21 protein-coding genes, 1 pseudogene and 1 riboswitch are annotated in these 22,410 nt (G+C 61.4%); of the genes and pseudogenes, 14 read left to right on the plus strand and 8 right to left on the minus strand.

All coding sequences use genetic code 11. From position 1 onward, the window contains the following. Positions 1-10: 10 nt before the first annotated feature. Positions 11-1,441, plus strand: coding sequence for a bifunctional D-glycero-beta-D-manno-heptose-7-phosphate kinase/D-glycero-beta-D-manno-heptose 1-phosphate adenylyltransferase HldE (gene hldE / locus J9788_RS20430; protein ID WP_046897278.1), 1,431 nt, complete (start codon positions 11-13; stop codon positions 1,439-1,441). A gap of 51 nt (positions 1,442-1,492) precedes the next feature. On the opposite strand, the gene J9788_RS20435 is transcribed toward hldE, so the two are convergent. Continuing rightward, a complete protein-coding gene (locus tag J9788_RS20435; RefSeq protein ID WP_004937216.1) occupies positions 1,493-1,768 on the minus strand; it encodes an accessory factor UbiK family protein in 276 nt (91 codons plus the stop codon). Positions 1,769-1,915: 147 nt separating this feature from the next. Next, positions 1,916-2,076: riboswitch (FMN riboswitch) on the plus strand. Positions 2,077-2,185: 109 nt separating this feature from the next. Between J9788_RS20435 and ribB the strand changes: the two genes are divergently transcribed. Further along, on the plus strand, positions 2,186-2,839 hold the full coding sequence (gene ribB, locus J9788_RS20440; RefSeq protein WP_033636071.1) for a 3,4-dihydroxy-2-butanone-4-phosphate synthase: 654 nt from the start codon (positions 2,186-2,188) through the stop codon (positions 2,837-2,839). A gap of 52 nt (positions 2,840-2,891) precedes the next feature. Here ribB and J9788_RS20445 read toward each other — a convergent pair whose 3' ends face one another. Further along, on the minus strand, positions 2,892-4,424 hold the full coding sequence (locus J9788_RS20445; protein WP_046897280.1) for an alkaline phosphatase: 1,533 nt from the start codon (positions 4,422-4,424) through the stop codon (positions 2,892-2,894). A gap of 325 nt (positions 4,425-4,749) precedes the next feature. Between J9788_RS20445 and ygiD the strand changes: the two genes are divergently transcribed. Further along, positions 4,750-5,532: a 4,5-DOPA dioxygenase extradiol gene (gene ygiD / locus J9788_RS20450; RefSeq protein WP_182265445.1), complete on the plus strand. Its 783-nt coding sequence runs from the start codon at positions 4,750-4,752 to the stop codon at positions 5,530-5,532. Between the two features lie 48 nt (positions 5,533-5,580). Here ygiD and J9788_RS20455 read toward each other — a convergent pair whose 3' ends face one another. Then, positions 5,581-6,741 (minus strand): glutathionylspermidine synthase family protein, encoded by a 1,161-nt coding sequence (locus tag J9788_RS20455; RefSeq protein ID WP_046897282.1) that lies wholly within the window; start codon positions 6,739-6,741, stop codon positions 5,581-5,583. Between the two features lie 3 nt (positions 6,742-6,744). Next, positions 6,745-7,413: a DUF1190 family protein gene (locus J9788_RS20460; protein ID WP_033644601.1), complete on the minus strand. Its 669-nt coding sequence runs from the start codon at positions 7,411-7,413 to the stop codon at positions 6,745-6,747. 68 nt (positions 7,414-7,481) lie between these two features. Between J9788_RS20460 and J9788_RS25190 the strand changes: the two genes are divergently transcribed. The 5 genes from J9788_RS25190 to dhaM all read left to right on the plus strand — a co-directional run bounded on the left by J9788_RS25190 (position 7,482) and on the right by dhaM (position 12,071). Beyond that, positions 7,482-7,613: a hypothetical protein gene (locus J9788_RS25190; RefSeq protein WP_255552501.1), complete on the plus strand. Its 132-nt coding sequence runs from the start codon at positions 7,482-7,484 to the stop codon at positions 7,611-7,613. Positions 7,614-7,765: 152 nt separating this feature from the next. After that, positions 7,766-8,866, plus strand: coding sequence for a glycerol dehydrogenase (locus J9788_RS20465; RefSeq protein WP_046897283.1), 1,101 nt, complete (start codon positions 7,766-7,768; stop codon positions 8,864-8,866). Between the two features lie 50 nt (positions 8,867-8,916). After that, positions 8,917-9,987, plus strand: a complete 1,071-nt coding sequence (gene dhaK / locus J9788_RS20470; RefSeq protein WP_033644603.1) for a dihydroxyacetone kinase subunit DhaK — start codon at positions 8,917-8,919, stop codon at positions 9,985-9,987. Between the two features lie 9 nt (positions 9,988-9,996). Beyond that, complete coding sequence (gene dhaL / locus J9788_RS20475; protein ID WP_046897285.1) at positions 9,997-10,629, plus strand: dihydroxyacetone kinase subunit DhaL; 633 nt, start codon at positions 9,997-9,999, stop codon at positions 10,627-10,629. 11 nt (positions 10,630-10,640) lie between these two features. After that, positions 10,641-12,071 (plus strand): dihydroxyacetone kinase phosphoryl donor subunit DhaM, encoded by a 1,431-nt coding sequence (gene dhaM, locus J9788_RS20480; RefSeq protein ID WP_182265444.1) that lies wholly within the window; start codon positions 10,641-10,643, stop codon positions 12,069-12,071. Here the strand turns inward: dhaM and dhaR are convergent. Then, on the minus strand, positions 12,068-14,017 hold the full coding sequence (gene dhaR, locus J9788_RS20485; RefSeq protein ID WP_182265443.1) for a dihydroxyacetone kinase operon transcriptional regulator DhaR: 1,950 nt from the start codon (positions 14,015-14,017) through the stop codon (positions 12,068-12,070). The two genes, dhaM and dhaR, sit on opposite strands and share 4 nt — an antisense overlap. Before the next feature lie 150 nt (positions 14,018-14,167). Continuing rightward, complete coding sequence (gene hasF, locus J9788_RS20490) at positions 14,168-15,685, minus strand: multidrug efflux transporter outer membrane subunit HasF (RefSeq protein ID WP_046897288.1); 1,518 nt, start codon at positions 15,683-15,685, stop codon at positions 14,168-14,170. A 347-nt stretch (positions 15,686-16,032) separates the two neighbouring features. On the opposite strand from hasF, the gene nudF reads away from it, so the two are divergent. The 6 genes and pseudogenes from nudF to J9788_RS20520 all read left to right on the plus strand — a co-directional run bounded on the left by nudF (position 16,033) and on the right by J9788_RS20520 (position 21,449). Next, the gene (gene nudF / locus J9788_RS20495; RefSeq protein ID WP_004937242.1) at positions 16,033-16,665 is read left to right on the plus strand and encodes an ADP-ribose diphosphatase; all 633 of its coding nucleotides are present in this window, start codon (positions 16,033-16,035) and stop codon (positions 16,663-16,665) included. Continuing rightward, entirely contained in the window at positions 16,665-17,090 is a 426-nt protein-coding gene (locus J9788_RS20500; protein WP_046897289.1) for a DUF1249 family protein, read from the plus strand. Before nudF ends, J9788_RS20500 begins: the two co-directional genes overlap by 1 nt. A 27-nt stretch (positions 17,091-17,117) precedes the next feature. Beyond that, positions 17,118-17,945: a 3',5'-cyclic-AMP phosphodiesterase gene (gene cpdA / locus J9788_RS20505; protein ID WP_142076077.1), complete on the plus strand. Its 828-nt coding sequence runs from the start codon at positions 17,118-17,120 to the stop codon at positions 17,943-17,945. Continuing rightward, positions 17,945-18,529, plus strand: coding sequence for an esterase YqiA (gene yqiA, locus J9788_RS20510; RefSeq protein ID WP_182265442.1), 585 nt, complete (start codon positions 17,945-17,947; stop codon positions 18,527-18,529). Before cpdA ends, yqiA begins: the two co-directional genes overlap by 1 nt. A gap of 46 nt (positions 18,530-18,575) precedes the next feature. Beyond that, complete coding sequence (parE, locus tag J9788_RS20515; RefSeq protein WP_025304305.1) at positions 18,576-20,471, plus strand: DNA topoisomerase IV subunit B; 1,896 nt, start codon at positions 18,576-18,578, stop codon at positions 20,469-20,471. Positions 20,472-20,553: 82 nt separating this feature from the next. Beyond that, a pseudogene (locus J9788_RS20520) lies at positions 20,554-21,449 on the plus strand (LysR substrate-binding domain-containing protein). An 8-nt stretch (positions 21,450-21,457) separates the two neighbouring features. Here J9788_RS20520 and J9788_RS20525 read toward each other — a convergent pair. Together J9788_RS20525 and J9788_RS20530 are read right to left on the minus strand one after the other, a co-directional pair. Continuing rightward, complete coding sequence (locus tag J9788_RS20525; RefSeq protein WP_182265441.1) at positions 21,458-21,766, minus strand: putative quinol monooxygenase; 309 nt, start codon at positions 21,764-21,766, stop codon at positions 21,458-21,460. Between the two features lie 33 nt (positions 21,767-21,799). Next, complete coding sequence (locus J9788_RS20530; RefSeq protein WP_042785391.1) at positions 21,800-22,381, minus strand: NAD(P)H-dependent oxidoreductase; 582 nt, start codon at positions 22,379-22,381, stop codon at positions 21,800-21,802. Positions 22,382-22,410 lie beyond the last annotated feature (29 nt).

The raw sequence follows: 22,410 nt of genomic DNA on the forward strand, positions 1-22,410 counted from the left end.
GAGTTATCGGATGAAAGTTACGCTGCCTGATTTTCGCCGCGCCGGTGTGCTGGTGGTCGGTGACGTCATGTTGGATCGCTATTGGTATGGGCCGACCAGCCGCATTTCACCGGAAGCCCCGGTGCCGGTGGTCAAGGTCGATACCATCGAAGAGCGTCCCGGCGGCGCGGCTAACGTGGCGATGAACATCGCTTCGCTGGGCGCCACTTCCCGTCTGGTGGGCCTGACCGGCATCGACGATGCGGCGCGGGCGCTGAGCGCCAAGCTGAATGAAGTCAACGTGCGCTGCGACTTCGTCTCGGTGCCGACCCATCCGACCATTACCAAGCTGCGCGTACTGTCGCGCAACCAGCAACTGATCCGTCTCGACTTCGAAGAAGGCTTCTCCAACGTCGATCCGCAGCCGATGCTGGAGCGCATTCAGCAGGCGCTGCCGCAGATCGGCGCGCTGGTGCTGTCCGATTACGCCAAAGGCGCGCTCAGCCAGGTGCAGGGCATGATCCAACTGGCGCGCGCCGCCAAGGTGCCGGTGCTGATCGATCCGAAAGGATCCGATTTCGAGCGCTATCGCGGCGCGACGCTGCTGACGCCGAACCTGTCCGAGTTCGAAGCGGTGGTGGGCCACTGCAAGGATGAAGCGGAACTGGTGGAGCGCGGCATGAAGCTGGTGGCGGATTTCGAGCTGTCGGCGCTGCTGGTTACCCGTTCCGAACACGGCATGACGCTGCTGCAGCCGGGCATTGAGCCGCTGCACTTGCCGACCCAGGCGCAGGAAGTGTTCGATGTGACCGGCGCCGGCGACACCGTGATCGGCGTGCTGGCCGCCTCGCTGGCCGCCGGCAACTCGCTTGAAGAGTCCTGTTTCCTGGCCAATGCCGCCGCCGGCGTGGTGGTGGGCAAGCTCGGCACGTCCACCGTGTCGCCGATCGAGCTGGAGAACGCGGTGCGCGGCCGCGCCGAGACCGGTTTTGGCGTGATGACCGAAGCGCAGTTGAAACAGGCCGTGGCGCAGGCGCGTCAGCGCGGCGAAAAAGTGGTGATGACCAACGGCATCTTCGACATTCTGCATGCCGGTCACGTCTCTTATCTGGCCAATGCCCGCAAGCTGGGCGATCGCCTGATCGTGGCGGTGAACAGCGATGCGTCAACCAAACGCCTGAAAGGGGAAAAACGCCCGGTCAACGCGCTGGAGAACCGCATGATTGTGCTGGGCGCGCTGGAAGCGGTAGATTGGGTGGTGCCGTTCGAAGAGGACACGCCGCAGCGCTTGATCGCCGACATTCTGCCGGATCTGCTGGTGAAAGGCGGCGATTACAAGCCGGAAGAGATTGCCGGCAGTGCGGAAGTGTGGGCCAACGGCGGCGATGTCAAAGTGCTGAACTTTGAAGACGGCCTGTCGACCACCAACATCATCAAAGCGATCAAAGACGGGCGCGGCTAACGCCGGACGACGTAAAGAACAAGGGCGCGCGGTGCGCGCCCTTGACGGGAATTATTCGTCTTCCTGTTTGGCGGCCGGCGCCGCGCTCAGCTTGCTTTCCAGCTCGGCCATGCGCTGTTCCAACAGCGCCAGCTTTTCGCGGGTGCGCAACAGCACTTGAGTCTGCACGTCGAACTCTTCGCGGTTAACCAAATCCAGGCGGGTCAACTGCGACTGTAGCACCTGACGGATTTTTTTCTCAACGTCTTCCCCGAATTCACGAACGCCTTTAGGCATGGACTCATGAACCTGGCGTGCGATTTGTTCGATTTTTTTCGGGTCAATCATGGCGTATCCCTTTCAGAGTTTAATAGCTGCCGCTTAGTGTAATGCGAGTTGCCCGCCGGATAAACACCATTAAGCGCATTCGCCGCGCGTGGCCGAATTGTGCTTTTGCTAATTGCCCTGTCTATCCATTAGCGTTATAGTCATCTGGCTTATTCTCAGGGCGGGGTGAAAGTCCCCACCGGCGGTAAATCACCTTCTACGGTGAAAGCCCGCGAGCGCTCAGCCAGCCTGTAAAGGCCGGTTAGAGGTCAGCAGATCCGGTGTAATTCCGGGGCCGACGGTTATAGTCCGGATGGGAGAGAGTAACGGTATCTGCCGGGCATGCGCCCGCTTGCGTTATTTTTTTAGCTATTGCTAGCTACTCCTCAAGATCGCCCTGGTTCTGGTAATCCATAATTTTTAATGAGGTTTTTTACCATGAATCAGACGCTACTTTCAGACTTCGGCACGCCGACAGAACGCGTTGAACGCGCGATCGACGCACTGCGTAACGGGCGCGGCGTGATGGTGCTCGATGATGAAAACCGTGAAAACGAAGGGGACATGATCTTCGCCGCGGAAACCATGACCGTTGAGCAGATGGCGCTGACCATTCGCCACGGCAGCGGCATCGTGTGCCTGTGCATCACCGAAGAACGCCGTCAGCAGCTTGAGCTGCCGATGATGGTGACCAACAACTCCAGCCAGTTCCAGACCGCCTTCACCGTGACCATCGAAGCGGCGCAGGGCGTGACCACCGGGGTTTCCGCTTCCGATCGCCTGACCACCATCCGTGCGGCGGTGGCAGACAGCGCCAAGCCGAGCGACCTGAACCGTCCGGGCCACGTGTTCCCGCTGCGCGCGCAGCCGGGTGGCGTGCTGAGCCGCCGCGGCCACACCGAAGCGACCATCGATCTGGTCTCCATGGCCGGTTTCAAACCTGCCGGCGTGTTGTGTGAACTGACCAACGACGATGGCAGCATGGCGCATGCGCCGGAAGTGATCGCCTTCGCCAAACAGCACGACATGGTGGTGCTGACCATCGAAGATCTGGTGGCTTACCGCCAGGCGCACGAGAAAAAAGCCAGCTGATAGCCGGCTGCTTTCATCGATAAAAAAGCCGCGTAACGCGGCTTTTTTGTATCTACCGTTCTGACAGGCGTTCGCCGATGCGGCTGGCGTAATTCATCACGTGGAAGGTGTAGTTCTCTTCAACCGTACCCTGGAACAGGTGCGCCCAGGGGCCGATGGCGTAGATGCCGAGATCTTCCCCGCCGTGCGTCTCGCTTTTCAGCGGCACCAGCGCCGGCTGAATAAAGTCGGGCGCGGTGGCCTGTTCCATGGTTAATGCCGGGCGCTCGGTCAATGGGATCGCGCCGCCGGGGCCGTTGGCGAAGCCAACGGTGGTGTACGGCTTGCCGTCGCTGCCCAGCCGCGGTTTGCCGTCGACGCCGACGGAAATGCCGAGGATAGGATTGCCGCGCTTGGCATAGCCGGCGATGGTCAGCGTGTGACTGTGATCGCCGGTCACGATCACCAGGGTTTCGTCCAGATTGACCTTGTCGACGATGGTTTTCACCGCTTCGTTCAGCGCGACCGCGTCGCTCAGCGTGCGGTAGGCGTTACCGTTATGGCTGCCATGATCGATGCGTCCGCCCTCCACCAACAGCAGGTAGCCCTCGGGATTCTTGGCCAGAATATCGATGGCCTTGCCGGTCATTTCCGCCAGCGAAGGCTCTCCCGCCGCGTCTTGCCGCCGATCGTGCTCGAAGTTCATGTGTGACGGCTCGAACAGGGCCAGCAAATGGTCGACTTTGCCCGGTTCGATTTTGTCGAACTGCGCCTGATTCCAGACGTATTGTCCGCGCTCGCCGTAGCGTTGCAGCCAGGCCTGCGTCAGGTCACGGCCGTCCTTTCTGGCGCCTTTCTTGCCGGGATATTCCGGATCGCTCACGCTGTCGGGCAGGAAGTTGGCGCGCCCGCCGCCCATCGCCACGTTCAGGCCGTTGCCGTACTTCATTTCCACCAGCTGGCGTGCGATGTCGCGGCAGCCTGCGGCCAGAGCATCCGCCGGCATTTTGGCGTCGGATTCCCAGTCACGGTTGGCGATATGGGCATAGGTGGCGCCCGGCGTGGCGTGGGTAATGGTCGCGGTCGTCACGGCGCCGGTGGACATGCCGAGCGTTGCGGCCATCTCCCACAGCGTGGTGACAGCCTTGGTTTGCTGATCCTCGCAGTTGTTGAGGGCGGCCGTATGGTTGAGGCCCATCAGATCGTTGATGGTTTTGACGCCGGTGGTCATCGCCACCGCGCTGGGCGCGGAGTCGGTGATTTGGGCGTCGGCGGAATAGGTTTTGGCTGCCGCCAGATAGGGGAAGGCTTCCCAGGCCAGCACGTTGGATTCGCCATCCACGCCGCGCTGCTGCCCTTCAAAAATACGGGCGGCGGTCACGGTGGAAAATCCCATGCCGTCGCCGACCACCAGAATGACGTTTTTGGCGCGGTTGGTGTTTGGCGTTTGCTTCAGCCGCTGTTGCAGCTGAGTTTGAGCCTGAAGGAAATAAGGGTCTTCGCGCTGCGTCAGCTGCGCGTTGTCCGCCGCGCCGGCGACTGCCGCCCCGGTGGCCAGCAAGGTCATGGAAAGCGCCAGCTGGGTTGCCAGTGTGAGTCTGAACATGAATTCCTCCTTGGTGAGACGTGATTCCCGTAGCGCCGACGGGCTGCCAACACCCTGTCGACTGAAAGAGGAGTGTATCGACTGCGTTAACAAAAAATACATAAATTGTTCACAAATTAGATCTGTGTGGCAGTAATGCCATAGTATTCACAGAATTTATTAATTAATTGAAAAATATGTATTTTTTAACTTTCTGTTGGCCGGTGCATTTTTGCGCTTTTTAATTCAAATTTATTGAAGATCATCATCACGGTTATCCGGCTGTGTTGCTGCGGCAAAGCGCGTAATGTAACGCCATAGCACAATTTGAACTAAGGATCCCTCTATGAACACCTCTCGTATGCCGGCACTGTTCCTGGGCCACGGTAGCCCGATGAACGTGCTGGAAGACAACCGCTACACCCGGGCATGGCGTGCGTTGGGTGAGTCATTGCCGCGCCCGAAGGCGATCGTGGCGGTTTCCGCGCATTGGTACACCCGCGGCACTGCGGTCACCTCGATGGAAAAACCCAAAACCATTCACGACTTCGGCGGGTTCCCGCAGGCGCTGTTTGATACCCGCTATCCGGCGCCGGGCTCTCCCGCGCTGGCCGCGCAGCTGCAGCACATTCTGGCGCCGGTGCCGGTAACGGCGGATCTCGGCGAGTGGGGATTGGATCACGGCACCTGGGGGGTATTGATAAAGATGTATCCCGATGCTGATATTCCGGTGGTGCAGCTCAGCGTCGACGGCACTCAGCCGGCGGCTTACCACTATGAACTGGGCCGCAAACTCGCTGCGCTGCGGGACGAGGGCGTGATGATCGTCGCCAGCGGCAACGTGGTGCACAACCTGCGCATGGTGAAATGGCAGGGCGATACCAGCGCCTATCCGTGGGCGGAATCATTCAATAACTTTGTCCGGGATAACCTGCGTTATCGAGGCGATAACCATCCGCTGGTGGATTTCATGCGCCATGAGGGGGCTGCGCTGTCGAATCCGACGCCGGAACACTATCTGCCGTTGTTGTATGTGCTCGGCGGCTGGGATGGAAAAGAGGCCATCAGCGTGCCGATCGACGGTATCGAGATGGGGGCGCTGAGCATGCTGTCGGTACAGGTGGGATAAATAAAAAACGCCAGTCAGAGACTGGCGTTTTTGCCTTCAGCGGTGCGATCAGCCGAGGATGGTGTGCGGATAGAAGCGCGACAGATCCTGCGTGATCAGTTCGCGATCTTCGCGCAGGCCGATGCCGCAAGGTTGATCGTTCACCAGCCAGCTGCCGATCAGCGTGTAGCTGTCTTCGAACTTTGGCAGCGGATGGAACTGCTGCACGATCATGCCTTCTTCGCCGTACGGCCCATCGACGCGCGCCACTTCCTGACCGTTTTCGACGATCTGGATATTGGCGCCTTCGCGTGAGAACAGCGGCTTGGTGACGTAATGATCCATCGGCGGATGATCGTCTTGCGCGAAATAAGCCGGCAGCAGATTAGGGTGATTCGGGAACATTTCCCACAGCAGCGGCAGCAGCGCCTTGTTGGAGATGATGCTTTTCCAGGCCGGTTCCAGCCAGCGCACGCCGGCGTCTTCCAGCTTGGTGGAGAACATCTCGCGCAGCATGAATTCCCACGGATAGAGCTTGAACAGGTTGCCGATCACCTGATCCTGCAGATCGGTGAACTGGCCTTTCTCGCCAAGGCCAATCTCTTCCATGAACAGGAATTCGGTCGGCAGACCGGCTTCCTGCGCGCAGTCCTGCAGGTATTGCACCGTGCCGCGATCTTCTTCGCTGTCCTGGCAGCAGGCCAGGTGCAACAGGCCGAAGCCGTGATGCGCTTTCAGCTCGGCGAAACGCTCGATCAGTTTCTCCTGCAGGCTATTGTACTGATCCGATTGCGGATCCAGCTTGCCGGCGTTGATCTGGTCTTCCAGCCACAGCCATTGGAAGAAGGCCGCTTCATACAGTGAGGTCGGCGTATCGGCGTTGTTCTCCAGCAGCTTCGGCGGATTGACGCCGTCGTAGGCCAGATCGAGACGCGAATACAGCGACGGCTGGTTGGTGCGCCAGGAGCTGCGCACGAATTCCCAGGTGTGTTTCGGGATGCAGAACTTGGCCATCAGCTCGTCGCTGGCGACCACTTTCTCCACTACCTGCAAGCACATCTGATGCAGCTCGGCGGTGGCGTTTTCGATCTCTTCAATCTGCGCCAGCGTGAACTGGTAATAGGCGTCTTCACACCAGTACGGCTCGCCGTACATGGTGTGGAAACGGAAGCCGAACTCGGTCGCTTTTTCGCGCCAGTCCGGGCGCTCGGTAATGGCAATACGTTTCATGCATCAACCGCCCATGCTGCGAGAGCCGGAGTTGGAGGTGGCGCTGCTGCGCTGCATGCTGGTCTGCTTGGCCACGGTCTCGCCGAAACCGCCGCGGGTTACGGTGTTGGTGACCGCAGGCTTTGGCGCCATGGCGGTTTTCGGCACGGTCATGGTGCGGCCGCCGGCGGTGGCGGGGCCGTAGCTCTTGCCGCTGGCGTCGACAAACTTGCCGTTCGCCGGGCTGGCGGCGTTCTTGGAGGTGAACAGCGGCTGCTGCGCGAAGCCGGAACCGCCCATCAGGCGGCCCATCATGTAGCCCGCCATCAGCGGCATCCAGAAGCTACCGCTGCTTTGCGATTCCGCCGCCATGCCGGCCTGCGCCGGAGCCGGCGCCTGGGTGCACTGCGCTTCGCCGAACTCGGCGACGCAGTCTTCGCGGGTGGCGTATTTCGGCGCGGTTTTCGCCGCTTCTTTCAGGGCGTTGTTGTAGGCGGTGGTGCACTGCTCGCTCATCGAAGGGTTGGCGCGCGAACAGTCATCGGCATTCTGATACAGGGAGACCGTTTCATCGCTCTTCTCGCAGCCAGCCAGCATAAAGACGGCGCTGATCGCCAAGGCCACGGGCGCGACACGGTAGCTGCGCCAGGATTTGCGGAACGTCTCTTGGTTGATGTTTTTTGTCCGTTTCATCGTTATCAATCCCATCATGCGGGCTGTTTTCGCCCTTTCCCAGTAGTGGCGCTAAGGATAGGGGAAACATGGTCAAAATTAAAGCTGAAACGCCCGCAGAATCCACTCTTTACGCAGTTATACGTTGGGGTGTGCGCCAGTTCGCTTTCGCGGCGAAAAAACGCGCGATGGCGTTTCATCATGAAACGTTATCGCTATGATGATGTTCCATAATGAAACAAAAATCGCGTGGCTCGCCAGGCGGGCGGCGGGCGCTCATAGTCGAAGCACAACAACAAGCCGGCGGCGAAGTCGGCGCGTCATCACCTGATATCTGAACGTACCATCGCCAACTCCCTACAAGGATCCGGTTATGTTGAGAATCATCCAGTCACCAGGCAAATACATTCAGGGCGCCAATGCGCTGGCCGCCGTCGGCGAATACGCCAAATCCCTCGCCGACCATTATTTCGTGATCGCCGACGACTTCGTGATGCAGCTGGCGGGCGACACCCTGATGGGCAGCCTGCAGCAGCACGGCGTGAAACATCATGCGGCCCGTTTCAACGGCGAGTGCTGCCGTAAAGAGATAGACCGGCTTGGCCGCGAGCTGCAGACCCACGGCTGCCGCGGGGTGATCGGCGTCGGCGGCGGCAAGACGCTCGACACCGCCAAGGCTGTCGCCCACTACCAACGGCTGCCGGTGGTGCTCATTCCCACCATCGCCTCCACCGATGCGCCGACCAGCGCGCTGTCGGTTATCTACACCGAACAGGGCGAATTCGCCGAATACCTGATCTACCCGCGCAACCCGGACATGGTGGTGATGGACAGCGCCATCATCGCCAAAGCGCCGGTGCGCCTGCTGGTAGCCGGCATGGGCGACGCGCTCTCCACCTATTTCGAAGCGCAGGCCTGCTTCGACGCTCAGGCCACCAGCATGGCCGGCGGCAAATCGACGCTGGCGGCGCTCAGTCTGGCGCGGCTGTGCTACGACACGCTGCTGGCCGAAGGGGTGAAGGCCAAGCTGGCGGTCGAGGCCGGCGTGGTGACGGAGGCGGTGGAACGCATCATTGAGGCCAATACGTATCTGAGCGGCATCGGCTTTGAGAGCAGCGGGCTGGCGGCGGCGCACGCCATTCACAACGGTTTCACCGTGCTGGAGGAGTGTCACCACCTGTATCACGGCGAAAAAGTGGCGTTCGGCACCCTGGCGCAGCTGGTGCTGCAGAACAGCCCGATGGCGCAGATTGAAACCGTGCTGGCGTTTTGTCATGGCATCGGCTTGCCGATCACGCTGGCGCAGATGGGCGTTACCGGCGACGCGGCGACGAAGACGATGGCGGTGGCCGAGGCCAGCTGCGCCGCCGGCGAAACCATTCACAACATGCCGTTCAAGGTCACCCCTGCCGGCGTGCAGGCGGCGATCCTGACGGCGGATCGGCTCGGCGCCGCCTGGCTGCTGCGTCATTGATACCGTTGGGGCGCGGTGCGCCGCGCCCCTGGCTTACAGAGGAAACCATCGTGAAAAAACTGATTAATCAGGTCGAGTCGGTGTTGGAAGAGCAGTTGCAGGGGCTGGCGGAGGCTCATCCCGAGTTGCTGGTGCATGCGGATCCGGCGTTCGTCACCCGCGCCGACGCGCCGGTAGCGGGCAAAGTGGCGATCCTGTCCGGCGGCGGCAGCGGCCACGAGCCTATGCACTGCGGTTTTGTCGGTGAAGGGATGCTCGACGGCGCCTGTCCGGGCGAGATTTTCACCTCGCCGACGCCGGATAAAATGTACGAGTGCGGTCAGGCGATCGACGGCGGCGCCGGGGTGCTGCTGCTGATCAAGAACTACACCGGCGACGTGCTCAACTTCGAAACCGCCACCGAGCTGCTGCACGACAGCGGCGTCGCGGTGGCGACGGTGCTGGTGGATGACGACGTGGCGGTCAAGGACAGCCTGTTCACCGCCGGGCGGCGCGGGGTGGCCAACACCGTGCTGATGGAGAAATTGCTGGGCGCCGCCGCGGCGCGCGGCGACGATCTGGACAGCGTGGTGACGCTGGGGCATCGCATCAACAACCACGGGCATTCGATCGGCATCGCGCTGGGCGCCTGTACCGTTCCCGCCGCCGGCAAACCGTCGTTCACCCTGGCGGAGAACGAGATGGAGTTCGGCGTCGGCATTCACGGCGAGCCGGGCATTGCACGCCGTCCGTTCACCACGCTCAACGCGGCGGTGGACGACATGTTCCATACGCTGATCGACCACGGCCACTATCAGCGCACGATCCGCGTCTGGGATCGCCAACAGGGCGAGTGGCGCGACGAGATGCAGACCAAGCAGCCGCTGACGCGCGGCGATCGGGTGATCGCGTTGGTCAACAACCTGGGCGCCACGCCGCTGTCCGAGCTGTACGGCGTGTACCATCGGCTGGCGGAGCGCTGCGCCGAGGCGGGCATCATCATCGAACGCAACCTGGTGGGCGCATATTGCACTTCGCTCGATATGCAGGGCGTGTCCATCACGTTGTTGAACGTGGACGACGAACTGTTGTCCTTGTGGGATGCGCCGGTGAAAACGCCTGCGCTGCGTTGGGGTTGCTGAGGAGGAATCATGGCGTTGACCAAACAACAGGTCGTCGATTGGCTGATGCGTTGCGGCGAAGTGTTCAGCCGGGAGCGCGATTTTCTTACCCAACTGGACACCGAGATCGGCGATGCTGATCACGGCCTGAACATGAATCGCGGTTTCAATAAGGTGGTGGAAAAGCTGCCGTCGGTGGCGGACAAGGATATCGGCTTTATCCTGAAAAACACCGGCATGACGCTGCTGTCGAGCGTAGGCGGCGCCAGCGGCCCGCTGTTCGGCACCTTCTTCATCCGCGCGGCGCAGGCGGCGAACGCCAAGCAAAGCCTGGATCTGGCGGAGCTGCATCAAATGATGCAGGAAGGGGTGGAAGGCGTGGTGATGCGCGGCAAGGCGGAGCCGGGCGACAAGACCATGTGCGATGCCTGGTGGCCGGTGGTGGAAAGCCTCGGCCAGTCCGCACAGCAGAACCTGAGCGTGGCGGAGGCGCTGCAGCGCGCCGCCGACAGCGCCGAGCGGGCGGTGGAGAGCACCATCACCATGCAGGCGCGCAAGGGGCGGGCCAGTTATCTGGGCGAGCGCAGCATCGGCCACCAGGATCCCGGCGCCACTTCGGTGATGTTGATGATGAAAACGCTGGCCGAGGTTGCCGGCAGTTAGCAGGAGGCGAGATGATTAATATCGTGGTGGTTTCGCACAGCGCGTTGCTGGCGCGCGGCGTTGAGCAGTTGGCGCGGCAGATGATGCGCGGCGACGGCTGCAAACTGGCGCTGGCGGCGGGCGTGGATGACGAGCAGCACCCGATCGGCACCGACGCGGTCAAAGTGATGGAGGCGATCGAAGCGGTCGCCGACGGCGACGGCGTTCTGGTGCTGATGGATCTGGGCAGCGCGCTGCTCAGTGCCGAAACCGCGCTCGATCTGCTGGATCCGGATTTGGCCGCCAAAGTGCGGCTGTGCGCCGCGCCGCTGGTTGAAGGTACGCTGGCGGCGGTGGTGGCCGCCAACTCCGGCGCTTCGCTGGAGCAGGTGGTGGCGGAGGCGCAGGGGGCGCTGCAGGCCAAGCAGGCGCAGCTGGGCGAGGCTTCACCTACGGCGAAGCGCGCGGCTTTGCCGCTGGCGCAGGGCAAAAGCGCAACCTGGACGGTGCAGAACCCGCACGGACTGCACGCGCGCCCGGCGGCGCGGCTGGTCGAAGCGCTGGCGCCGTTCAAGGCCGAGCTGGTGCTGGAAAAACAGGGGCAGTGTGTCGATCCGCGCAGCCTTAATCAGCTGGCGCTGCTGCAGGTGCGCCACGGCGACACCATTCGTTTGATCGCCGACGGCGCGCAGGCGGACGAGGCGCTGGCGGCGTTCAAGGCGCTGGCGGAGCAACACTTCGGCGAGACGGTCTCCGAGCGGCAGCAGCCTTCGCTACACGGCATTCCGGTGGCGGAAAGCGTCACCAGCGGGCCGGTGTTTCAGGCCCGCAGTGTCTGGCCGCCAACCGCCGAGCGCCGGATAGGCGCGGACGAGGTGTTGGGCGAACAGCAACGCCTGCGGGAGGCGCTGCAGCAAACGTTGAGCGATCTCAACCGGCTGGCGGAGCGCACCGGCACCTTGATCGGCAAGCCGCAGGCGGCGATCTTCGGCGCTCACAGCATGCTGCTGGACGATCCGGATCTGCAGCAGGCGGCTTACACCCGCATCGCGCAGCAGCTGTGCAGCGCCGAGCAGGCCTGGCGGCAGGTGCTGGAGGCGATCGCCGAAGAGTACCGCGAGTTGGATGACGACTACATGCGGGCGCGCGAACTGGACGTGCGCGACATGCTGCGCCGCACGCTGTGCCACCTGCAGGGGCAGCCACTGCCGATCATTGCGCTCGCAGAGCCGTCAATATTGGTGATGGATGAGCTGATGCCTTCGGAGGTGGTGATGCTGGATCGCCGACTGGTGCTCGGCATCTGCCTGAGCGGCGGCAATGCCCTCTCGCACAGCGCCATTCTGGCGAAGGCGATGGGCATTCCGATGGTGGTCGGCATGCAGGATTGCCTGAGCAAAACCCGCAGCGGCCAGAAGGCGATGCTGGACGCCGCGCGCGGGGTGTTGCAGCTCAGCCACTAGGCGCGCAGCTTGAACTGGCGGATGTCGATCCCGTGCTGTTTGATCTTCCGCCACAGCGTGGTGCGGCCGATGCCCAGCAGCTGCGCCATTTCCGTCAGCTGGCCGCGGCTGACGGTCGCCGCCCGCAGGATCGCCTGGCGCTCCATGTCCGTCAGCGTCAACAGCGGCGCGTCAGGCTGCGGATCGCTTTCCAGCAGCGACGGCTGGCCGAGCAGGTGCGCCGGCAGGTCCGCCAGCTGGATGTGGTGGCCGTGGCAAATCATCGCCGCGCGCTCCACCACCCCTTTCAGTTCCAAATCGTTGCCCGGCCACAGATAGAGCGTCAACTGAGCCATCACCTCGTCATCCACCCGGAAGCGACACTGAAAATGTTGCTCCAGCGTGCCCAGATGGTGTTTGACCAGCAGTGGAATATCGCTCAGCCGCTGGCGCAGCGGCGGGATTTGGATCTCGAACGCCTGCAGGCTGTAAAACAGCTGGCGGCGGAAGCGGTTTTGTTGCACCAGCAGCGGCAGATCGGCGGCGCTGCCGGCGATCACCCGCACATCGACCGGGATCACCCGACTGGAATTGAGGCGGATCACCACGCCGGTTTTCAGCACCTGCAGCAGCGCCGACTGCATCTCCGCCGGCAGGTATTCGATCTGTTCCAGGTACAGCGTGCCGCCGTTAGCCAATTCGAATTTGCTGAGCTGGCCCGCCTCTTCTTCGCTGGCGTCGCTGCCCAGCAGCTCACGCAGCCCCTGTGCCTGCGGCAGCAGTTGGCAGTTGAGGGCAATATACGGCCCGGCGGCGCGCTCGCTGGCGTTGTGGATAGCCTGGCTGAGCCGCTCTTTGCCGACGCCTTCCTCCCCGCGCAACAAGATCGGATGCTGGCCTTTGGCCGCCTGCTGGCCGTAACGGATCAGTCGCCGCATTTCCAGCGAGGCGGAGGGCATCTGCTCGAAGCTGTGGCTGACGCGCCCCAGCTGGCTGCTGACATACTGACGCAGCCGTTCGAGCGGGTGCAGCAGGGCGATGAAACTGCAGCGATCGCCGTCGAAAATCGGCTTGAGCGTCAGCAAGGCGGCGATAAACTGCCGCTGGCTTTCGAAGGTGACTTCGACGTGTTGCAACGGTTGGCGGTCGGCGATGGCGCGCTTGAGCAGCGCGGGCAGCGTCAGCAACTGCGCCAACGGCTTGCCCTGACTCTGCTGTTCGTCCAGCTTCAGCAGGCCGGCGGCGCGCTGGTTGATGTATTGCAGGTAGCCGCGGTGATCCCAGGCCATGACGCCGTCGTCCACGCCGTCCAGCAGCCCGTAAAGCTGATTCAGATGGCGGTTGGATTCCGCCAGCAGGCTGTCGGCGTTCAGCGAGTTGCCGATTTCGCGGGCGATGGCCAGCGTCAGCGACAGATCGCCGGCAGCGCTGTCGGCCAGCAGGCAACCCAGGGCGATCGAGCCGCGCTGGCGGCCGCTGTTGTCGTAGACCGGCGTGGCGCAGAACGACCAGCCGTGCAGCGCCCGGCGCACGTGTTCTTCACCGCTCACCCGCACCGGGTGGCCTTCCGCCGCCGCCAGCGCCGGGGCATTGGTGCCGATCTGTCCTTCGGCCCAGTAAGCGCCGGGGGCGAATCCCAGTTGCTGCAGAATCTCCCAGGTTTGGGCGTCGCCGCAGCGCCACAGCATGCAGCCGCTCTCGTCGAGGATCATCAGCAGGCAACGCCGCGGCTCCATGTATTCGCAGGCGTCTTCCAGCGCCGCCTGGCCGAGCGTCAGCAGATCGTTCTTGCGGCGGCAAATCGATTCGAAGGTCGCGCCCTGCGCGCGGTGCGGCGCTTGCCAGACATCAGGCTGCATCAGGCTGCGGCAACGCAGCCAGGAGGCATACACCGCCGGCGTCGGGCGCAGCGGCGGCGGCAGTTCGCCGTCGTTAATCAGTTGCTGCCAACGTGAATCGTTGTCCATCGAACCTCATCCAACTGCGAAAACGAGAGTGACGATGATATCACCTGGCGCGGCGGTGGCTGTGAGGCGGCGGGCAGAAGCGGGGAAAATCGGGACAAAAAAAACGGGGCGCGGCGCAGGCCGGACCCCGTGTTTGTCAGCGTGCGGACATCAGTTGCGGAATGGGTTACCGCTGTGGCGAGCCGGTTGGCTGGTGGTAACGGCCGGCGCGGATGCGCGAGTGGCCGCCGGCGCTGGCGCCGCAGTCTGTTGCATCGGCGCATTGTCCTGATAACCGTCCGCATAGGCGTCCTGCGCGCGGTTTTGCGGTGCGACGGCGTCAGGCGCGGTCGATACCGGCTTGCCCAACGCGCCGTTCAGCAGCAGCAGATCGTTCTGGTTCAGCGTGCCGAGCGCCGACTTGATGTTCAGCTGGTTGATCAAATAGGTATAACGCGCGTCGGACAGCTGACGTTTGGCGTTATACAGCGTGGTGGTGGCGTCCAGCACATCGACGATGGTGCGGGTACCGACCTGATAACCGGCTTCCATCGCGTCCAGGGAGCTCTGCGCGGAGATCACCGCCTGTTTATAGGCGTTGATGCTGCTGATCGAAGCGTTAACGTTGTTGAACGATGAACGCACGGTCTGCACCACGCTGCGGTGAGCGCTTTCCAGCTGCTCGCTGGCGCCGACAAAGCCGTACTGCGCTTGTTTAACCTGCGAGTTGGTCGCGCCGCCGCTGTACAGCGGCAGATTGAAGCTGATGCCCACTTTATTTTGGCCCGCATCGGAGTCGCTGTAGCGTGCAGCATTCGCGCCGCCGGTCTTTGAGCCGTTGTATTTGGTATTGCTGATGCCGGTTGACGCGCTGACGTCAATCGTCGGCATATAGCCGGTTTGGGCTGCGCGGATTTGCTCGCGCGCCAGATCCTGGCTCAGGCGGGCGGACAGCAGGCTCAGGTTGCGCGCCTCCGCTTCTTTCAGCAGGTTGTTCACCGCTTCCGGGCGCTGGGTGCTGAAGCGATCGGTGTTCAGCGAGGCCAGCTCAGGATAGAAGCTGCCGGTGACCTGACGCAGCGTTTCCAGCGCGTTGTCCAGATCGTTGCGGGCGGAGACTTCCGCCGCCAGCACGGTGTCATAGTTCGAGCGGGCGTTCTGCACGTCGGTGATCGCCACCAGGCCCACGTTGAAGCGCTGAGTGGTTTGATCCAGCGTGCGGTACACCGCGTCTTTCTGCGCCTGGGTGTACGACAGCGTGTCGATCGCCTTCAGCACGTTAAAGTAGGCGGTGGCGGTGTTGAGAATCAGCGACTGCTCTGCGGTCTGGAAGGTGACGTCGGAGATGCCGGCGCTCTTTTCCTGCAGCGTCAGCTGGCGCCATTTCGACATGTCGAAGAGGGTCTGCGTCAATGCCAGCGAACCGCTGGTGACGTTGCTGTTAACGCCATTGCTGTCACGATAACCGTTGGTGTAATCATAACCTGCGGTTAAACCGAGCTGCGGCAGCAGCGGGCTGCGCGCTTCATTGATCTTTTCGAATGCGGCGTCGCGGTCAGCAGCACTTTTGCGCAGATCCGGGTTACTTTCCCTGGCCTGTTTGTAGACCTGCAGCAGGTTCTCTGCCTGGCTCATTGCACTGAAGCCGCCCAGGCTCAGTCCGATAAGAAGGGGGAGCAGTTTCTTCATTTGCATTCCTTGTTGTGCAGCAATATTGCTATGTTAGCGCTGACGATAGACGAAATAGTTGCCGATTCTAGCAGAGTCTGCGGTACGCATCAGGTGGCTGAATGTGCCATCTCACGTAACTTTTACCTTTCAGACCGCCCATTTACCTTGGCGTACTGCCCGGGCCGACTGCAGCTGATATTATGGCTGACAATCAGGATTGTTTCCCGCTATTACCCGCGAGCGCACAAACGCGCCGCGTCCGGCGGCGAAAAACAGCCTAACATAAAGCGGCGGCGGTGAGACCCGCTGTTTCTGTCATCAAAACCGTTTATTTTATCGGCATACTCACGCAGGAGAATTCGCGCATGAACCGTTCGCAGCCGTCACCCGTCACCTTCGATAAAAAAGATGTAGAAATTATTGCACGCGAGACGCTGTACCGTGGTTTTTTTTCACTCAATTTATACCGGTTTCGCCATCGCTTGTTCAATGGTGAAATGAGTCCTGAAATCACGCGTGAAATTTTCGAACGCGGCCATGCGGCGGTGCTGCTGCCCTACGACCCGGTGCGCGATGAAGTGGTGCTGATTGAACAACTGCGCATCGCCGCGGTCGATACCAGTAATTCACCCTGGCTGCTGGAAATGGTGGCGGGTATGATCGAAACCGGCGAAAGCGTCGAAGACGTATGCCGCCGCGAAGCGCAGGAAGAAGCCGGCGTGGTGGTCGGGCGCTGCAAGCCGGTGCTGAGCTATCTGGCCAGCCCCGGCGGCACCAGCGAACGCTTGTCGATCATGGTCGGCGAGGTGGACGCCGGCACCGCCGAGGGCATCCACGGCCTGGCGGAAGAGCATGAAGATATTCGCGTCCATGTGGTCAGCCGCGAGCAGGCTTACCGCTGGGTGGAAGAGGGCGCGATCGATAACGCCGCATCAGTGATTGCATTGCAATGGCTGGCGTTGCACCATGAATCGTTGAGAAAAGAGTGGGCCAACTAATGAAACAGCGCTATACCCCTGATTTCCCCGAAATGATGAGATTGTGCGAAACCAACTTCGCGCAATTGCGCCGCTTGCTGCCGCGCAACGACGAAGCGGGCGAAACGGTGACTTATCAGGTGAATGGCGCCGGCTATCGTTTGACCATCGTTGAGTCCACGCGTTACACGTCGCTGGTGGCGATCGAGCAGATCTTTCCGGCGGTCAGCTACTGGAGCCTGCCCGCGATGACGGTGCGGTTATACCATGACGCCATGGTTGCGGAAGTGTGTTCCAGTCAGCAGATCTACCGCTTTAAAGCGCGTTATGATTATCCTAATAAAAAGTTGCATCAACGCGACGAAAAGCATCAAATTAACCAGTTTCTTGCTGATTGGCTGCGCTACTGTTTGGCGCATGGAGCGATGGCGGTTCCGGTTTGTTAGACAGACTGAAATAACAAAGGACACCATTTGGAAAGCCTGTTTAAACTGCCCGTGGCGAGTGGGGCCGCGGTCAGGATTCTACAAATAACAGATACCCACCTTTTTGCCGGCGAACACGAGACGTTGCTCGGCATCAATACCTATCGCAGCTATCACGCGGTGCTGAACGCCATTCAGGCGCAGCGCCGCGATGTTGACTTGATCGTCGCCACGGGAGATTTGGCGCAGGATCATTCGCAGGAGGCGTACCGCCACTTCGCCGCCGGCATTGCGCAACTGCCGGCTCCGTGCGTGTGGCTGCCGGGCAACCACGATTTCCAACCGGCGATGGTCGACGCGTTGGCCGCCGCCGGCATCGCCCCTTCCAAGCAGGTGCTGCTGGGCGATAACTGGCAGGTGCTGATGTTGGACAGCCAGGTGTTCGGCGTACCGCACGGCGAGCTGAGCGAATACCAGCTCGAGTGGATGGAACGCTGCCTGCAGGCGCACCCCGAGCGCTACACGCTGTTGCTGCTGCACCACCATCCGCTGCCTTCCGGCTGCACCTGGCTCGATCAGCACAGCCTGCGCAACCCGCATATGCTGGGCGCGATCCTGTTGCGCTACCCGAAGGTGAATACCGTGGTGTGCGGTCATATTCACCAGGATCTGGATCTGGAATGGCAGGGCCGGCGCCTGTTGGCGACGCCGTCCACCTGCGTGCAATTCAAGCCGCACTGCACTAACTTTACCATCGACGACGTCTCCCCCGGCTGGCGTTACCTCGATCTGTTGCCGGACGGCCGCGTCGAGACGCAGGTGTTCCGCCTGGAAAACGACGATTTCCGCCCCGATATGGACTCGGATGGATACTGATGCCTTCAACACTGCTCTACCTGCACGGTTTCAACAGCTCGCCGCAGTCGGCCAAGGCGGTGGCCTTCAAGGCCTGGCTGACCGAACACCATCCCGCTATCGAGATGCTGGTGCCGCAGCTGCCGGCCTTTCCGGCGGAGGCCGCCGAGATGCTGGAAAATCTGGTGCTGGAACGCGCCGGACAAACGCTCGGATTGGTGGGGTCCTCGCTGGGCGGCTATTACGCCACCTGGCTGTCGCAGTGTTTTTCGCTGCCGGCGGTGGTGGTCAACCCGGCGGTCAAGCCGTTTGAATTGCTGGTCGACTATCTCGGCGCCAACGAGAACCCCTACACCGGCCAGCAATATGTGTTAGAGTCTCGTCACGTTTACGATCTGAAAGTGATGCAGATCGATCCTTTGGAGTCGCCGGATTTAATCTGGCTGCTGCAGCAAACGGGCGATGAAATTCTCGATTACGGCCAGGCAGTGGCGTATTACACCGCGTGTCGGCAAACGGTGGAGTCGGGTGGAAACCACGCCTTCGTCGGTTTCGAGCACTACTTCCCCCAGATTGTGGATTTTTTAGGGCTAAACGCGGTCTGACGGACCGTTCCGGCACCTCCCTTTAACCACGAAAAAATAATCAACGATGACTCAATCCAGCTATAACGCTGATGCCATTGAAGTACTCAGCGGTCTAGAACCAGTGCGCCGTCGTCCCGGCATGTATACCGACACGACGCGCCCAAACCACCTCGGCCAAGAGGTGATCGATAACAGCGTCGATGAAGCGTTGGCCGGTCACGCCAAGCGTATCGACGTGATCCTGCACGCCGATCAGTCGCTGGAAGTGATCGACGACGGCCGCGGCATGCCGGTGGACATCCACCCGGAAGAGGGCGTGCCGGCGGTTGAGTTGATCCTGTGCCGGCTGCACGCCGGCGGTAAATTCTCGAATAAAAACTACCAGTTCTCCGGCGGCCTGCACGGCGTTGGGATCTCGGTGGTCAACGCCCTGTCGAAGCGGGTGGAAGTCAACGTGCGCCGCGACGGCAACGTCTACGGCATCGCCTTCGAAAACGGCGACAAAGTGCAAGATCTGACGGTGACCGGCACCTGCGGCAAACGCAACACCGGCACCAGCGTGCACTTCTGGCCGGACGAACAGTTCTTTGACAGCCCGCGTTTCTCGGTATCGCGCCTCACTCACCTGCTGAAAGCCAAAGCGGTGCTGTGCCCCGGCGTTGAGATCTATTTCATCGACAAGGTGAACAACACCGAGCAGCGCTGGTGCTATCAGGACGGCCTGACCGACTACCTGATGGAAGCGGTTAACGGCCTGATCACCCTGCCGGAAGCGCCGTTCGTCGGCAATTTCGCCGGTGATACCGAAGCGGTGGACTGGGCGCTGCTGTGGCTGCCGGAAGGCGGCGAGCTGCTGACCGAAAGCTACGTCAACCTGATCCCGACCATGCAGGGCGGCACCCATGTCAACGGCCTGCGTCAGGGGCTGCTGGACGCGATGCGCGAGTTCTGCGAATTCCGCAACATCCTGCCGCGCGGCGTGAAGCTGTCGGCGGAGGATATCTGGGATCGCTGCGCCTACGTGCTGTCGGTGAAGATGCAGGATCCGCAGTTCGCCGGGCAGACCAAAGAGCGTCTCTCTTCGCGTCAGTGCGCGGCCTTCGTTTCCGGCGTGGTGAAAGACGCCTTCAGCCTGTGGCTGAACCAGAACGTTCAGGCGGCGGAACAGCTGGCCGAGCTGGCGATTTCCAGCGCCCAACGCCGTCTGCGCGCCGCCAAGAAAGTGGTGCGCAAGAAGCTGACCAGCGGGCCGGCGCTGCCGGGCAAGCTGGCGGACTGCACCTCGCAGGATCTGGCCATGACCGAACTGTTCCTGGTGGAAGGGGACTCGGCGGGCGGATCGGCCAAGCAGGCGCGCGATCGCGAATATCAGGCGATCATGCCGCTGAAGGGCAAGATCCTGAATACCTGGGAAGTCTCCTCGGACGAAGTGCTGGCCTCGCAGGAAGTGCATGACATTTCCGTGGCGATCGGCATCGATCCGGACAGCGAAGATCTCAGCCAGTTGCGCTACGGCAAAATCTGCATCCTGGCGGATGCGGACTCCGACGGCCTGCACATCGCTACGCTGCTGTGCGCGCTGTTCGTGCGCCACTTCCGTTCGCTGGTGAAAGGCGGGCACGTTTATGTGGCCATGCCGCCGCTGTACCGCATCGATCTCGGTAAAGAGGTGTTCTACGCGCTGGATGAAGAAGAGAAAGCCGGCGTGCTGGAACAGCTGAAGCGCAAGAAAGGCAAGCCGAACGTCCAGCGCTTTAAAGGGCTGGGCGAGATGAACCCGCTGCAGCTGCGCGAAACCACCCTCGATCCGAACACCCGCCGTCTGGTGCAATTGACGGTCGCGGAAGATGATGTCGATCAGACGCTGGCGGTGATGGACATGCTGTTGGCCAAGAAGCGTTCGGAAGATCGCCGCAACTGGCTGCAAGACAAGGGCGACATGGCCGAATTGGCGGTCTGAGCCTGACCCTGGCCCGGTGAAACGCCGGGCCGGCTTTCCCGCAGGGCGTTCATGCGGCGCCCGATAACCTGGGCCGGAATGCATGAAGATCACGCTCGAAGAATTGCTGGCGTTCACTTCGGTGGTCGACAGCGGTTCCATCACCGCCGCCGCCGATCGGCTCGGCCAGACGACTTCCGGCATCAGCCGCGCGCTCAGCCGCCTGGAGAATAAGCTCGAAACCACCCTGATGCGCCGCACTACGCGTCGCCTGGAGCTGACCGAAGAGGGGCAAAGCTTCCTGAGCCATGCGCGTACGATCATCAGCTCGGTGGAAAATGCCGAAGAACAAATGGCGGTGCGCCGGCAGATGCCGGCCGGGCGACTGCGGATCAATGCGGCTGCGCCTTTTATGGAGCACGTCATCGTGCCGCTGGTGGCGGGGTTCAGGGAACGTTATCCGCAAATTTCGCTCGAGCTGAACACCGACAATCTGATCATCGATCTGCTGGAAAAACGCACGGATATCGCCATTCGCATCGGCGCGTTGCGCGATTCGACCATTCATGCGCGCGCGCTGGGCGCCAGCCGGTTGCGCATCCTCGCCAGCCCGGCTTATCTGCAGCAGCACGGCACGCCGCAGAGCGTGGAGGCGTTGCACCGGCATTGTCTGCTCGGTTTTACCCAACCGGAATCGCTGAACCAGTGGCCGTTGCGCTATCGCCAGGCGCCGCATTTCACCATCACGCGACGATCTCGGCGTCCAGCGGTGAAACGCTGCGGCAATTGGCGCTGCGGGGCGAGGGGATCGTACAGCTGGCAGACTTTATGACCCGGCGCGATCGGGAAGCGGGCAAGTTGGTGACGTTGCTGGAGCAGGAGACGCTGGACGTGCGCCAGCCGATTAATGCGGTGTATTACCGCAATACGCAATTGGCGGCGCGCATCACCTGTTTTCTGGACTACGTCAGCGCGCACATCGACGCGCAGACGTTATAAGGCGGAGCTTACAGGGCGTTTTCCAGGATGTAGATCTCGGTGTCCAGCACGCTGTCTTTGAGGGTGTCGCGGTGTTTGAGCATGTGATCAATGGCCAGATGTTTTTCCAGATGCGCCATGCTTTCCCATTTCTCCAGCATGAACACCGAATCCGGCGACCGCTTCTGCCACGGCGCCTGGGTATTGCTGTCGACCATCGGCGTGTATTCGCCGCAGCCTTCTTCCGCCAGCACCAGCGGCACCAACTTTTCAATGGCTTGCAGTACGGTGGCGCGGTGGCCGGGTTTCACTTTGATTTCTGCGATTACGGTGATCATGCTTACCTCGTTGATGAGTATGTTCTGCGTCAGTTAAGCAAAAATTTTCGCCAGATGCTCGCGATAACGTGCGATGTCCGCTTCGATATCCGGTTGTTTTATCACGTCATTGCAGATAAAGGTCGGCAGCGCTTCCATTCCCAGGAACTGGTTGGCCTTGTGGAAGTGCAGGTAAACGCCGTCGACGCCGACGCCGTGGAAGAACTGATCGGGATCGGTGAAGGCCTCCAGCGGGGCGTTCCAGGTCAGGCTCAGCAGGTATTTTTTGCCCTGGATCAGGCCGCCGGAGCCATATTTTTTGCTTTCGTCAGAACGAGAGCGGCCGTCGCTGGCATACAGGCTGCCGTGACCGGCGGTGAACACTTCATCGATGTATTTTTTCAGGATCCAGGGTTCGCCCATCCACCAGCCCGGCATCTGGTAGATGACCGCGTCGGCCCACAGGTATTTCTTTACCTCGGCTTCGATGTCATAACCGTCGTCGACCACGGTGACCTGCACATCGTGCTGCAGATCGCGCAGGAAGCTTTCCGCCACGTCGCTCAGGGTTTGGTTGAGTTCGCCGTTGGAATGGCCGAATTGCTTTTTAGCGTTGATAATCAGGATATTGCTCATCTTTCGCGGCTCCCGTCAGAGTTAAGATA

Origin of the sequence: Serratia sp. X10 (assembly GCF_017811775.1) — a bacterium.
Taxonomy (GTDB): domain Bacteria; phylum Pseudomonadota; class Gammaproteobacteria; order Enterobacterales; family Enterobacteriaceae; genus Serratia; species Serratia ureilytica.